Raw genomic sequence first — 13,688 nt, forward strand, 5'->3', positions numbered from 1 at the left:
CACTGCGAGCGCCGCCGCCCCGAGCAGATCACGCCGTACCGGTTGATGGCCGGCCAGGAAGGTCGCCGCCTGGAGGTGCCACGTAATAGCCCGGCGGCCGACTGGTGGGCGAGGTCTGCGATCAGGACGCGATGCGCAGCATCGACCGATGCCTCGGTCGACAAGGGCGGCACAAGCTCCGAACTGGTGGCCGATGCTGGCATCACGATGAGCGAGATCACCGCCGCCAGCGCGGAGCAGTTCGACGGCATCGGCCAAGTCAACGCCGCCATCATCCAACTCGACCAGATGACGCAGCAGAACGCTTCGCTGGCCGAGGTGTTCCGTCTGCAGCCAGAGGCGGCCTGAAGCCGCGAAGTCGGAGCCTACGCAGGAATGTACGACCCTGGGATTTTCCCTGAGTTTGACCCGACTTGAAACTCGGGGCTGCCGGGCCTAATTTCCGCCGCATCGGGGCATGTGCAGACCCGTGAGCCGCGGAGAAAGGAGCCGATCATGTCCTCACGAACTCGCACGGTGCCGGCAGGGCACGTGGCGCTGGCACGCCGCAGGAGCCGAGGCCGCAGCGGGCTGCCTTCATTGAGCGAGAAGCAGACCCAGGCCTACCTTGCTGCTCGCGATGTGCTTCGCCGCATACAGCGGACCAGCGCGCTCTTTGCGCCGCGATCGAACGGTGGAAACGGTGGCTGCGATCGGAACCCCGCCAATGACCACTGAGAATGCGGCTGCTCGCAGGGAGTCGTCGATGGAGCCGGCCGCGCCAGCTGTCGACGCATCCATCTTCACCCTGCTCGGCGGCACGACGATCCCGGACCGAGCGGCGATCGTGCGCGCCGAGTGCCGAGAAGGCTCCCGTGTCGAACTGCGCAGGCGCGACGCGAGCAGTTCGCACATCGACGTCTGGCTGGAGTGCAGGCCGCGCCTGCCGCTCATGAGGGCCTGGAAGATGATCGGGCATGTTCCCGAGGGGACGGCGGCGGCGTTGTTGCCGCTGGCCGACGAAAGGTCGACCGTCATCGCACACGGCACGGTGAGGACCGTGTATGCGCCAACAGGGCGAAACGAGGCCGTCGTGACCGTTGAAATCAGACCGCAGACGCAAGGCTGACGAACGGAACCGGCCTGTGGCCAGAGACGGCTTGTGGCCGAGCACTGCCCACCACGACCGGCAGGTGGCTGGCTGCTCATCTCGTGAGTGGGCTCCCCGGCGCCGGGGATCGCGGAGTTGGCCGGCGCAGGTCGATGCATCGGCGACATTCATGACACCGGCGACGTTGCCGCAGAGTTCTGCCACGCTCCCTGCGAGTCGTCAGCCCCGCATCTGCAAGAGGATGGTGCGCTCGAGACCCGCATAACGATGGACGAGCGCCTCGCGATACGCTGCGTTGGCCATCATGGAAAGGAAGTGCTGGCGGCTCGGGTAGCGGACCAGCAGGCACTTGTCCCAGTCCTGGGTGGCGTCGCCGATGAAGGTCTTGTCGACCTGCCCCTCCCATACAACCTCGGCGTGGCTCACGTCACCCACCGTTTCGACGAATGCCGTCTGGTACCTGCGGTAGGCGTCTGCGCCCGAGCAGGGCGCATGGGGCGACCCTGCAGGGTAGTTCGCATGCTCGCGGAACTTCAGAAGATTGAGCATCACCACCGGGCCGTCGGGGCCGGCATCGCGCAATTCGCGCACCTGATCGGCCGTAGGGTCGATGGACGGATCGAAGTTGGCGGGAGGAAAGGTCATGGGGCGGCCCTGACTGATGCGACGCGGTGCACGCGCGGGCCACATTGTGGATGCGAGCAGGATCTCAGCGATTTTGTGGCCTGCCTGTAAGCGGCCGGCCGGCAACGACTGCAGGTGGCCGGTTCCGGCTCTACGGAACCCCTGCTTCTCCTCGCCGCCTTCCCACCACCGCCGGCCCAATTCCGTTCGCCAGCAACGTCCCCACCACCAGCGCCGCCCCGGTCACCACCGTCGCGGCCAGGATGCCGAGGCCGGTCACGGTGTCCTGTTCCATCAGCGCGTGCAGGCCTCTAAAGCCCACGCTGCCGGGCACCAGCGTGATCAGGCCGGGCACCTGCACCAGGATGCCGGGCTTGCCGCTGAAGCGCTGGTACACATGGCCCGCCATCGCCACGCCGAAGGCGCCGGCAAAGGCACCGGCCACCGGGCCGAGTTCGTTGCCCACGTAGTGGCTGATGCCCCAGGCCAGCAGGCAGGCGACGATCACCACGTGCACCGATCTCAGCGGCGCCTGCAGCACCGCCAGCAGCCCGAGGCCGAGCACCGCGATGTTGGGCCACATGGCCCAGTCCGGCAGCGGCGCGCCGGTGCCGGTGGGCGCGACCGGCATGAACTCGGCGGCGAGCACGCTGCCCATGGCCACGCCGGCGCCCATCATCAGCATCAGCATGAAGGCGCCGGCCAGGCGGCCGGTGCCGGCAATCAGGTTCTGGGTGGCGAGTTCGCTCATCGCGATGGTCATCGTGAAGCCGGGCAGCATCAGCACGATGCCGGCCAGCACCGTGACGAAGGGCGATTGCTGCGGCAGCAGCACGCAAAGCGCGTAGGTGCACAGCGCGGCCAGGCCGCACAGCAGCACCGGCAGCACCGGCCCGAGCGAGGGCTTGCCGCCCAGGCGCTGGTAGGCCGCGACGAACAGCGCGCCGACGATGCCGCCGCTGAGCATCTCGGCCCAGCTGCCGCGCAGCAACAGCGCCACCGAGGCCGACAGCAAGAAGCCGCAGGCCACGAAGCGCCAGCCGCGCCAGATCGGTGGCGCGGCCATGATCTGCTGCAACTTCGCCTCGCCCTGCGCCAGCTCGGCCGGGCCGCGCAGTTCGCGCAGCATGGCCTCGAGCTTGATCAGCCGCACCATGTTGTAGTCGTAGGGCGGCAGCCGGATCAGGCGCACCGCCTGCGGCATCCCTTCGGCCTCGGCGGTGAGGCTCAGCATCGTCGGCAGCGCGAAGCACTGCACCCGCAAGCCCATGCGCGCGCCAACCAGCGCCAGGTCGCGCTCGAGGTCCTGCGCCGGCGCGCCGCTGACGTGCAGCGCCTGCGCCAGTGCCTGCAGGAAGTCGACCAGGCGATCGGGCGGTGTGTTGTCGGAGACGAGGCCCATGAAAGACGCACGCCGCGAAGGCATCGCGGCGTGCATCAGATTATCGTGGGCAAGGGCTGGCTCGTCGTGCTGCTGTCGGAGTGGATCTGGTCGCTGAGCTTGTACCTTGAAAATCCTCAGTGATATTCACGAATTTCAAGGTAGCATTGCCCATGCTCGAACGTAAAGCGCTAGAAGCGGCGGTGCTTGCCGCCCTTGCACGGAGCCCTGCGGTGGCGCTGGTGGGGCCGCGCCAGGTTGGCAAGACCACGCTGGCGCGCAAGCTGTTGGGCGCCGGCTCGCCCAACTGGTTCGATCTGGAGGACCCGCAGGTCGAAGCCCAGTTGCGCACGCCGATGGTGGCGCTGAAGGATCTGAGTGGTCTGGTCGTGATCGACGAAGTGCAGCACGCGCCGGATCTGTTCAAGGTGCTGCGCGTACTGATCGATCGCGACAGCAACCCGGCCCGATTCCTGCTGTTGGGCAGTGCGTCGCCGGCACTGCTGCGGCAGTCGAGCGAGTCGCTCGCCGGGCGGCTCGAAGTGATCGAGGCCGGCGGCTTCACGCTCGACGAGGCCGGCGTCGACAGCGCCGCCGCGCTGTGGTGGCGCGGCGGGTTCCCGCGCTCGTTCACCGCGGCGGACGACGAGGCCAGCCGCATCTGGCGGCGCGAGTTCATCCGCACGGTAGTCGAACGCGACCTGCCGCAACTAGGCCTGAACGTCGCGGCGCCCGCGCTCTACCGCTTCTGGGCCATGCTGGCGCACTACCACGGTCAGACTTGGAATGCCGCCGACCCGGCGCGCTCGCTGGGCGTCAACGAGGGCACGGTCCGGCGCTACCTCGACTGGCTCACGCAGGCCTTTCTGGTGCGCCAGTTGCAGCCGTGGTTTGCCAACCTCGGCAAGCGGCAGGTCAAGGCGCCGAAGATCTACCTGCGCGACTCGGGCCTGCTGCACGAACTGCTGGGCATCGCAGATCCGGCGGCCTTGGCGCGGCACCCGAAGTCCGGCGCCTCGTGGGAGGGCTTCGCGCTCGATCAGGTGCTGCGCATCGCGCGCCCCGACGAGGCCTACTTCTGGGCCACCCACGCCGGCGCCGAACTCGACCTGCTGATGTTCAAGGACGGCCGACGCGTCGGCGTCGAGTTCAAGCGCAGCGACGCTCCTGCACTCACGCCGTCGATGCGCATCGCGTCGCAGGATCTGGCGCTGGACGCGCTCTACGTGGTCTACCCGGGTGACCGGCGCTATGTGCTGGCGCCGCGCGTGGAGGCTGTGCCGCTTTCGGCGCTGGTAGCTCCACCGGCGTGACGCCGGCGGAGGTCGACGATCAGGCCGTCGCCGCCACGGCGTCCAGGCTCGGGTAGTCGGTGTAGCCCTTGGCGCCGCCGCCGTAGAGCGTCTTCGGATCGAGCGGGTTGAGCGGCGCGTTCTCGCGCAGGCGGCGCGTGAAGTCGGGGTTGGCGATGAAAGCCTTGCCGAAGGCGACCACGTCGGCCGCTCCGCTGCTCACCGCGTCGAGCGCCATCTGGCGGTCGTAGCCGTTGTTGACCATCCACGGCGCCTTGGCGCGCGTGCGCAGCGCGGCGTAGTCGAAGGGCAGGCTGCGGTCGCCGCCGGTCATGCCCTCGATCACGTGCAGGTAGGCCAGCTGCAGCGGCGCCAGTTGCTCGGCGGCCAGGTTGAACAGCGGCTGCGCATTGGGCTCCTGGGCGTCGTTGACCGGCGCGCCGGGCGACAGGCGCAGCCCGGTGCGGGCGCCGCCGATCTCGCCGGTCACGGCCTGCATCACCTCGCGCAGGAAGCGCACGCGGTTCTCGATCGGTCCGCCGTAGGCGTCGGTGCGCAGGTTGGTGCCGCTGCGCAGGAACTGGTCGACCAGGTAGCCGTTGGCGCCATGCACCTCGACGCCGTCGAAGCCGGCCTCGATCGCGCGGCCGGCGGCGACGCGGTATTGCTCGACGATCTGCGCGATCTCCTCGAGCAGCAGCGCGCGCGGCTCGCTGACCGGCTCGAAGCCGGCCGCGGTGAAGGTCTTGGTGTTGGCGCGCACCGCGCTCGGCGCCAGCGGCGCGCGGCCGTCGAGCAGCGAGGTGTGCGAGATGCGGCCCACGTGCCAGAGCTGGATCACGATCTTGCCGCCCACGGCGTGCACCGTTTGCGTGACGCGCTTCCAGGCCTCGACCTGCTCGGGCGTGTGGATGCCGGGGGTGTCGAGGTAGCCATGCGCCATCGCGTCGATCGGGCTGGCCTCGGTGATGATCAGGCCGGCGCCGTTCCTGGGATGGGCGCGCTGTGCGTAGTACTCGGCGGTCAGCGCGGTGGCCCTGAGCCCGACACCGGCGCGGTTGCGCGTGAGCGGCGCCATCACGGCGCGGTTGGCTAGCTCGATGTCGCCGAGGCGGACAGGGTCGAAGAGGGTGGGCATGGGTTGTGTCCGGTGGGCAGCGCTGAAGGATTGAACGCATCCTAGGCAGCGTTCGATTCGCCCGCTCCTGCACGTTGATTCGCTTTGTGCTTGCGCTTGCGGTTTGGCAATGGAAGAAGGCGGCCGAGGCCGCCCTTCACAAGCCAGCGCGGAGGCTCAGCCCAGCACCGTCGCCATCAGTCCGACGATGCCCAGGCCGAGTGCCGCCAGCGCGTCGCCGGCGATCAGGCCGCCGCCGATCAGCGAGGTCGAGCTCATGTCGCTCGGCAACTCGTCGTCGGGCTTGGCGTTCTTCTGGCGCCGCTCGTTGAGCGTGGCCACCGCGCTCGAGATCACGCCGCCGATCGCGAACCAGGCCGAGGTCGCCAGGCTCAGGAAGCAGCCGAAGGAGAAGGCGTAGGGCGAGGGCAGCAGCACCGCGTCGAGCACGAAGTCGGTGTTGGCCTGGGCCCTGCCGCGTGCCTTCCAGCGCTGGTAGCCGGTGCGCGAGAACAGCCACTTGCGCGCCGCCTGGAACACGAAGCCGAGCGCGATGCCGACCCAGATCGCGGTGCGCTGGTGCGGCTGGTCGTCGGTGAGGCTGCGCAGCGCGCCGACGAACTTGTAGGTCATCGCGCTCGACCACTGCGCCGGCTGCTCGGCCGCGCTCATCACGGTCTGGTCGAGCTTGAGCACCGGGTAGGCGGTCATGAACAGATGGGCGAAGCCGACGCTGAGGATCGCGCCGACGATGATGCCCATCACCTGGAAACGGAACTGGATCGTGCGCGGCGTGCCCAGGCGCCAGCCGGTGCTGCGGTCCTGCTGCATGTCGCCGCCGACGCTGCAGGCGATCAGCAGGATCGCGCCGGCCATCAGGCCCACGCCAGGGTCCTTGAGGCCGAGTGCGGCCATCAGCACGACGCTGACGACGAAGGCCGAGCTGATCGGGTTGCTGTCCGAGATGCCGAGCGAGATGCCGTTGACCATCGCGAACACGAAGACCAGCGCCACCGCGAAGGCCATGAAGAACACCGGCTGCTGCAGGATGTCGGCGCCGATCCAGACCACCGCGGCGCCGAAGAACAGCACCCAGGCGATGAGCCGGCCCATCGAGGTCTTCTTCCAGGCCTCCTGCGGCTCGGCCGCGACCTCGGGCGAGCGGATGCGGCGCACCGCCTCGATGCCGATCTGGGCCAGGTCGATGATCGCCGCGCCGAGGATCAGGCCGAGGCCGATCAGGAAGGTGATCTTGCGGAAGGGCTGGCCCTCGGCCAGCCAGTCGATCGAGACGAAATACGGGATCAGCGCGCTGCCGAGCAGGCCGGCGACGATGGCCGGGATGCCGATGCGGGCGCCGACCAGCATGCCGGCGCCGAGCGTGGAGGTCGACAGCTCGATGACGCCGATGAAGGCCAGCTTGGCGGCGCCGAGACCGCCGGCGATGCCTAGGCCCATGCCGGTGCCGAGCTTGACGATCGAGCGCCTGAGCAGCACCGGGTCGGTCAGTGCGCGCAGGATGTTGGCGACCGCCAGGCCAGAGGGGAAGGTGAGCTGCAGCCGGTCGACCAGGATCGGCGTGTAGAGCATGCCGACGCCGGCGCCGAACATGCCGATCGCGCCGAAGAACAGCATCAGCTCCCACAGCGGCGGCTGCGGCAGGCCCATCCAGATCATGGCCTGGATCAGCACGCCCATCGCGCTCATGCCGGCCACCGAGGCGGCCGCGGTCTGCATGTAGTTGGCGCCGTGCTTGCCCTCGGGGCCGTAGCCCAGCGTGACGGTCGAGCCGAGGATGCCGGCCAGCACCTGGCCGCCGACGAAGAAGCCGATCGAGAAGTTCATGTAGGAGGCGGTGACGCCTCCCAGCGGGCCGAGGATGAAGATACCGAGCAGGGCCAGCAGCGTGTAGTACTGCCAGCTGCCGATCGGCGGCAGCCAGGCCCAGCGTTGCGCTTGTGGCGCGGTGCCGGCGGTGGCGGTGAGGGTGGTGGAGTTCATGGGCGGCGAAGGTACCCGAAGGCTCCCGCCGGCAGTAGGCGGCAGACCCGAGGCGGCGCCGCCTCCGGCGGCCGCCGCGTGAACGATCTCGCTCGTCAGGCGCTCGCCGTCATCTTGCCGACAGCAACTCCCAGCGCTCCAGCAGCGCCATCAGCTCGGCCTCGATGGTCTCGAGCCGGGCTTGCGTGGGGCCGACGCGCTCGGGCGCCTCGGTGTAGAGCGCGCTGCTGGCGAGCAGCTCGGCCAGCTCGCGCTGCTCGGCCTCGAGCGCCTCGATGCGCGAGGGCATCTCGTCGAGCTCGCGCTGCTCCTTGTAGCTGAGCTTGGCGCGCGGCTTCGCTGCAGGCGCCGGCGCGGCGACCGGCGTCGGCGGTGCCTTGGCCGGCGCCGCGGCATTGCCGCGCTCGGCGGCAGCGGCGATGGCCGCCATGCGCTTGGACTGGATCAGCCAGTCCTCGACACCGCCCTCGAACTCGCGCCAGCGGCCTTCACCCTCGCTGACGATGGTGCTGGTCACGACGTTGTCGAGGAAGCGCCGGTCGTGGCTGACCAGGAACACGGTGCCGGGGTAGTTGGCGAGCAGTTCCTCGAGCAGTTCGAGCGTGTCGATGTCGAGGTCGTTGGTCGGTTCGTCGAGCACCAGCACGTTGGCCGGCCGCGCGAACAGCCGCGCCAGCAGCAGGCGGTTGCGCTCGCCGCCGGACAGGCTCTTGACCGGCGAGTTGGCGCGCTGCGGTGCGAACAGGAAGTCGCTCAGGTAGCTCATCACATGCTTGCGCGCGCCGGCGATCTCGACCCACTCGCTGCCGGGGCTGATGGTGTCGGCCAGAGTGGCCTCGAGGTCGAGCACCTCGCGCATCTGGTCGAAGTAGGCGACCTGCAGCGTGGTGCCGGTGCGCACGGTGCCGCTGTCGGGCGCCAGCGTGCCGAGGATCAGCTTGAGCAGCGTGGTCTTGCCGGCGCCGTTGGGGCCGATCAGGCCGACCTTGTCGCCGCGCAGGATGGTGGCGCTGAAGTCGCGCACGACGACCTTGTCGCCGAAGCGCTTGGAGACGGTGTCGAGCTCGGCCACGATCTTGCCGCTGCGGCTGCCGGCATCGACCTCGAGCGCGACCCGGCCGATCACGTCGCGGCGAGCCACGCGCGCCGCACGCAGTGCTTCCAGACGCTTGATGCGCGCGACGCTGCGCGTGCGGCGGGCCTCGACGCCCTGGCGCACCCAGACCTCTTCCTGGGCCAGCAGCTTGTCGGCTCGTGCGTTGGCCAGCTGCTCGTCCATCAGCTCGCGCGCCTTGGTGGCCTCGTAGGTGCTGAAGCTGCCCGGGTAGCTGCGCAGGATGCCGCGATCGAGTTCGATGATGCGGGTGCTGACCGCGTCGAGGAAGGCACGGTCGTGGGTGATCAGCAGCACGCTGCCGCCGAAGCTCTTGAGCAGTTCCTCGAGCCAGCGGATCGCGTCGAGGTCGAGATGGTTGGTCGGCTCGTCGAGCAGCAGCACGTCGGGGTTGGCGACCAGCGCCTGGGCCAGCGCGACGCGCTTCTTCATGCCGCCCGAGAGCGGACCGACCTTCAGCTCGGGGTCGAGGTCGAGGCGGTGCAGGGTCTCGTCGACGCGCTGCTCCCAGGTCCAGCCGTCGAGCGCCTCGATGCGGGTCTGGATCGCGTCGAGGTCGTCGTGTTCGTCGTGCAGCTCGTAGCGCGCGCGCAGGGTCTTCACCTCGTCGAGGCCGGCGCTGACCGCGTCGAAGACGGTGGCGTCGGCGTCGAGCACCGGTTCCTGCGCGACGAGCGCCAGGCGCAGGCCCTGCTGCAGTTGCAGGCGGCCGTCGTCGAGCTTGTCGATGCCGGCGATGATCTTCAGCAGCGAACTCTTGCCGGTGCCGTTGCGGCCGATCAGGCCGATGCGTTCATTGGTCTCCAGGGAGAAATCGGTGTGGTCGAGCAGCGGCACATGGCCGAAGGCGAGCTGGGCGTTGGAGAGCGTGAGGAGAGCCATGCCGCGATTGTCCCCGCTCGACGCAGGTTCACCGCAGCGACGCCTCCAGCACGTCGATGAAGCGCGCTGCGACGTCGAAGCCGGCCTGCTGGGTGATCTCCTGGAAGCAGGTCGGGCTGGTGACGTTGATCTCGGTGAGGCTGTCGCCGATCACGTCGAGCCCGACCAGCATCAGGCCGCGCGCGGCCAGCACCGGGCCGAGCGTGCCGGCGATCTCGCGGTCGCGCTCGGTGAGCGGCTGCGCCACGCCCTTGCCGCCGGCCGCAAGGTTGCCGCGCACCTCGCCGTCCTGCGGAATGCGGGCCAGCGAGAAGGGCACCGGCTCGCCGCCGATGACGAGGATGCGCTTGTCGCCGGCGCTGATCTGCGGCAGGAAGCGCTGCACCATGATGGTCTGCGCGCCGTTCTTGTTGAGCGTCTCGATGATCGAGCCGAGGTTCAGGCCATCGTCGCGCACGCGGAAGATGCCCATGCCGCCCATGCCGTCGAGCGGCTTCAAGATGATGTCGCGCTGCTCGGCATGGAAGGCGCGCACGTCGGCGGCGCTGCGCGTGACCAGGGTCGGTGCGATGAATTGCGGGAACTCGAGGATCGCGAGCTTCTCGGAGTGGTCGCGCAGCGCGCGCGGCTTGTTGAAGACACGCGCGCCCTCGCGCTCGGCCTGCTCGAGCAGGTGGGTCGCATAGAAGAACTCGCTGTCGAAGGGCGGGTCCTTGCGCATCAGCACCGCGTCGGTGTCGGCCAGCGCCAGTGCGGGCAGCTCGGCCTCGACCACGTACCAGTCGTCGAGCGTGCCGCTGAGGCGGATCTGGCGCGCGCTGGCGCTGATGCGGCCGCCGCGCTGCCAGCGCAGCTCGCGCGGCTCGCAGGCCAGCAGCGTGTGACCACGCCGCTGCGCCTCGCGCATCATCGCGAAGGTCGAGTCCTTGTAGGGCTTGAACGAATCGAGCGGGTCGGCGACGAACAGCAGCTGGGCCATGGCGATCTCTCAGGCAAATGTCAGGCGCGATGCGGACGCCGCCACTGTTGCACAAGCAGCGCAACCCCGCCGGCGACCAGGCCCCAGAAGGCCGCGCCGATGCCGGCGACGCTCAGGCCCGAGAGCGTGACGAGGAAGGTGATGATCGCGGCGTCGCGGCTGTGCTCGTCGCGCAGCGCGCTCGCGAGGCCGCCGGCGATGGTGCCGAGCAGCGCGAGCCCGGCGACCGCGATCACCAGCTCGCGCGGGAAGGCGGCGATGAGCCCGGCCACCGCGGCGCCGGCCAGCCCGAGCAGCAGGTAGAGGAGGCCGGCCACGCCCGAGGCCACGTAGCGCCGGGCCGGGTCTTCATGCGCCTCGCGACCGGTGCAGATGGCGGCGGTGATCGCGGCCAGGTTGAAGCTGTAGCCGCCGAAGGGCGCCAGCAGCAGCGTGGCGATGCCCGTGGCGGTGATCGGCGGCGAGACCGGGATGTCATAGCCGGCCGCGCGCTGCACGGCGACGCCGGGCAGGTTCTGCGAGGCCATCGTCACCAGGAACAGCGGCAACGCCAGGCCGATCAGCGCCTGCGCGCTGAAGACCGGCGTGGTCCAGACCGGCGCGGTCCAGGCCAGCCGCAGGGCGCCGGTGTCGATGCGGCCCTGCAGCGCCGCCACCGCGATGCCGGCCGCGAGCACGCCGGGCACCGCGTAGCGTGGCCAGGCGCGGCGGCCGACGAGGTAGGCCAGCGCCATCACCAGCACCAGGGTCGGTGCGCCGCGCACCGCGCCGACCGCGTCGAGCCCGAAGCGGGCCAGCACGCCGGCCAGCAGCGCCGCCGCGAGCGCGGCCGGGATGCGGTCCATCAGGCGCTCGAAGAGCCGGGTCGTGCCGGCCAGCGTGATCAGCGCGCCGCAAACCAGGAAGGCGCCGATCGCCTCCGGCATCGAGATGCCCTGGCTGCCGGCGATCAGCGCCGCGCCCGGCGTCGACCATGCAGTCAGCACCGGCTTGCGATAGGCCAGCGAGAGCCCGAGGCTGGTGATGCCCATGCCGAGGCCGAGCGCCCAGAGCCAGGAGGCGGTCTGCGCCGGCGTCGCGCCGAGCGTGCGGGTGGCCTCGAAGATCAGCGCCACCGAACTGGTGTAGCCCACCAGCACCGCGACGAAGCCGGCGACGACGGCGCTCAGCGAGAGGTCGCGCCAGAGTCGCGTCATCGGGCTTCAGATCTCGACTTTGGAGCCCAGCTCGACGATGCGGTTGGTCGGCAGGTTCAGGAAGTCGGCCGCCGCCGCGGCGTTGCGGTGCATGCTGGCGAACAGCTTCTCGCGCCACATCGGCATGCCCTCGCCGATGGTCGGGATGACGATGTCGCGGCTGAGGAAGTAGCTGGTCTCCATGTCGTCGAGGTGCACGCCGCGGCTCTCGAGCAGCTTGAGCGCCTCGGGCACGTCGGGCTCGTTCTTGAAGCCGAAGTGCAGCGTGACCTGCCAGCAGCAGTGGCCGAGCGACTCGACCTCGACCCGGCGGTCGAAGGGGATCCACGGCACCTCGTGATGGCGCACGGTGACGAACAGGTTCTGCGCGTGCAGCACCTTGTTGTGCTTGAGGTTGTGCAGCAGCGCGTTAGGCGTGCTGCCCTTCTCGGCCGACAGGAACACGGCGGTGCCCTCCACCCGCGCCGGCGGGCTGATGAAGACCGCGCCGAGGAAGCTGTCGAGGTCGATCGCGTCTTCGCGCAGGCGCGTGCTCATCTGCTTGCGGCCCTGCTTCCAGGTCATCATCAGCGTGAACATCACCGCGCCGATCAGCAGCGGGAACCAGCCGCCCTCGAGGATCTTGGCGGCGTTGGCGGCAAAGAACAGCGCGTCGACGACGAAGAAGAAGCCGGTCGCGGCGATGCACAGCGCCCACGGGTACTTCCAGCTGTAGCGGATCACGAAGAAGGTCATCGTCGTCGTGATCAGCATGTCGGTCGTGACCGCGATGCCGTAGGCCGAGGCCAGCTTGCTGCTCGATCCGAAGCTCACCACCGCCAGCACGATGCAGACATAGAGGCCCCAGTTGACGAAGGGCACGTAGATCTGGCCGGTGTCGCGCACCGAGGTGTGGGTCACGCGCAGGCGCGGGAAGTAGCCGAGCTGGATCGCCTGCTTGGTGACCGAGAACGCGGCCGAGATCAGGGCCTGCGAGGCGATTACCGTGGCCGCGGTGGCCAGCACGATCAGCGGGATCAGGGCCCAGCCCGGCGCCATCTCGAAGAAGGGGTTGCGCACGTTCTCCGGCTTGACCAGCAGCATCGCGCCCTGGCCGAAGTAGTTGATCACCAGCGCCGGCATCGCCAGTGCGAACCAGGCCAGGCGGATCGGGCGCTTGCCGAAGTGACCCATGTCGGCATAGAGCGCCTCGGCGCCGGTAACGCACAGCACGATCGCGGCGAGCGAAACGAAGGCGGTGCCTGGGTTGCTCCAGATGAAGCTCAGTGCGTAGTGCGGGCTCAACGCCGCCAGCACCGCCGGGTTGGTCGCGATGTGGGGAATGCCGAGTGCGGCCAGCGCGAGAAACCAGATCGCGCAGATCGGGCCGAAGAACTTGCCGACCAGGCCGGTGCCGAAGCGCTGCGCGGCGAACAGCACCGTCAGCACCAGCAGCGTGACCGGCACCACGAAGCGGTGCAGGCCGGGGGCGGCGACTTCGAGGCCCTCGACCGCCGACAGCACCGAGATCGCCGGCGTGATGACGCCGTCACCGAAGAAGATCGCGGTGCCGAAGATGCCCAGCGTCAGCAGCCAGCGGCGCAGCTCGGGCTTGTGGCGCACCGCGGTCGAGGCCAGCGCCAGCATCGCGATCAGCCCGCCTTCGCCGTTGTTGTCGGCGCGCAGGATCAGCACCACGTACTTGAGCGAGACGATCACCGTCAGCGTCCAGAACACCAGCGACAGGATGCCGAGGATGCTGTCCGGCGTCATCGCCACATGGCCGTGGGCGAAGACCTCCTTCAGTGCGTAGAGCGGGCTGGTGCCGATGTCGCCGTAGACGACGCCGATCGCGCCAAGGGTCAGTGCGGCCAGCTTGGCGCCGGTCGGCGGGGTGGTGGAGGGGGCTGACACGGGAGGGGCGCGCTGGCGGACGCTGGCAAAGGGCGCCATTGTGCTCCGCCGGCCCGCCGGCGCCATCCCCGCATGTTGCAGTGCACCAACTGGCTGCGCGATGAACGATGACGCTCGTT

General features: G+C 69.4%; 11 protein-coding genes. 3 read left to right on the top strand and 8 right to left on the bottom strand.

Features of this window, described 5'->3' with window-relative positions; all coding sequences use genetic code 11:
- Positions 1-45: 45 nt before the first annotated feature.
- Both EV670_RS18995 and EV670_RS08970 read left to right on the top strand, forming a co-directional pair.
- A complete protein-coding gene (locus tag EV670_RS18995; protein WP_207225034.1) occupies positions 46-348 on the top strand; it encodes a hypothetical protein in 303 nt (100 codons plus the stop codon).
- 397 nt (positions 349-745) lie between these two features.
- On the top strand, positions 746-1,108 hold the full coding sequence (locus EV670_RS08970) for a hypothetical protein (protein WP_165393277.1): 363 nt from the start codon (positions 746-748) through the stop codon (positions 1,106-1,108).
- Between the two features lie 201 nt (positions 1,109-1,309).
- Here EV670_RS08970 and EV670_RS08975 read toward each other — a convergent pair whose 3' ends face one another.
- Both EV670_RS08975 and EV670_RS08980 read right to left on the bottom strand, forming a co-directional pair.
- The gene (locus EV670_RS08975; RefSeq protein ID WP_130431493.1) at positions 1,310-1,735 is read right to left on the bottom strand and encodes a DUF1330 domain-containing protein; all 426 of its coding nucleotides are present in this window, start codon (positions 1,733-1,735) and stop codon (positions 1,310-1,312) included.
- A gap of 130 nt (positions 1,736-1,865) precedes the next feature.
- Entirely contained in the window at positions 1,866-3,116 is a 1,251-nt protein-coding gene (locus tag EV670_RS08980; protein WP_165393278.1) for a threonine/serine exporter family protein, read from the bottom strand.
- Between the two features lie 182 nt (positions 3,117-3,298).
- Between EV670_RS08980 and EV670_RS08985 the strand changes: the two genes are divergently transcribed.
- Positions 3,299-4,408: an ATP-binding protein gene (locus EV670_RS08985; protein ID WP_207225035.1), complete on the top strand. Its 1,110-nt coding sequence runs from the start codon at positions 3,299-3,301 to the stop codon at positions 4,406-4,408.
- A gap of 19 nt (positions 4,409-4,427) precedes the next feature.
- On the opposite strand, the gene EV670_RS08990 is transcribed toward EV670_RS08985, so the two are convergent.
- The 6 genes from EV670_RS08990 to EV670_RS09015 all read right to left on the bottom strand — a co-directional run bounded on the left by EV670_RS08990 (position 4,428) and on the right by EV670_RS09015 (position 13,608).
- Positions 4,428-5,525 (bottom strand): alkene reductase, encoded by a 1,098-nt coding sequence (locus EV670_RS08990; RefSeq protein ID WP_130431496.1) that lies wholly within the window; start codon positions 5,523-5,525, stop codon positions 4,428-4,430.
- Between the two features lie 156 nt (positions 5,526-5,681).
- Complete coding sequence (locus EV670_RS08995; protein WP_130431497.1) at positions 5,682-7,505, bottom strand: OPT/YSL family transporter; 1,824 nt, start codon at positions 7,503-7,505, stop codon at positions 5,682-5,684.
- A 109-nt stretch (positions 7,506-7,614) separates the two neighbouring features.
- Positions 7,615-9,501, bottom strand: coding sequence for an ATP-binding cassette domain-containing protein (locus tag EV670_RS09000; protein WP_130431498.1), 1,887 nt, complete (start codon positions 9,499-9,501; stop codon positions 7,615-7,617).
- Between the two features lie 28 nt (positions 9,502-9,529).
- The gene (gene gshB / locus EV670_RS09005) at positions 9,530-10,480 is read right to left on the bottom strand and encodes a glutathione synthase (protein ID WP_130431499.1); all 951 of its coding nucleotides are present in this window, start codon (positions 10,478-10,480) and stop codon (positions 9,530-9,532) included.
- Between the two features lie 20 nt (positions 10,481-10,500).
- A complete protein-coding gene (locus EV670_RS09010) occupies positions 10,501-11,676 on the bottom strand; it encodes a benzoate/H(+) symporter BenE family transporter (protein ID WP_130431500.1) in 1,176 nt (391 codons plus the stop codon).
- Between the two features lie 6 nt (positions 11,677-11,682).
- Positions 11,683-13,608, bottom strand: coding sequence for a potassium transporter Kup (locus EV670_RS09015; RefSeq protein ID WP_130431501.1), 1,926 nt, complete (start codon positions 13,606-13,608; stop codon positions 11,683-11,685).
- Positions 13,609-13,688 lie beyond the last annotated feature (80 nt).

Origin of the sequence: Rivibacter subsaxonicus (assembly GCF_004217215.1) — a bacterium.
GTDB lineage: Bacteria > Pseudomonadota > Gammaproteobacteria > Burkholderiales > Burkholderiaceae_C > Rivibacter > Rivibacter subsaxonicus.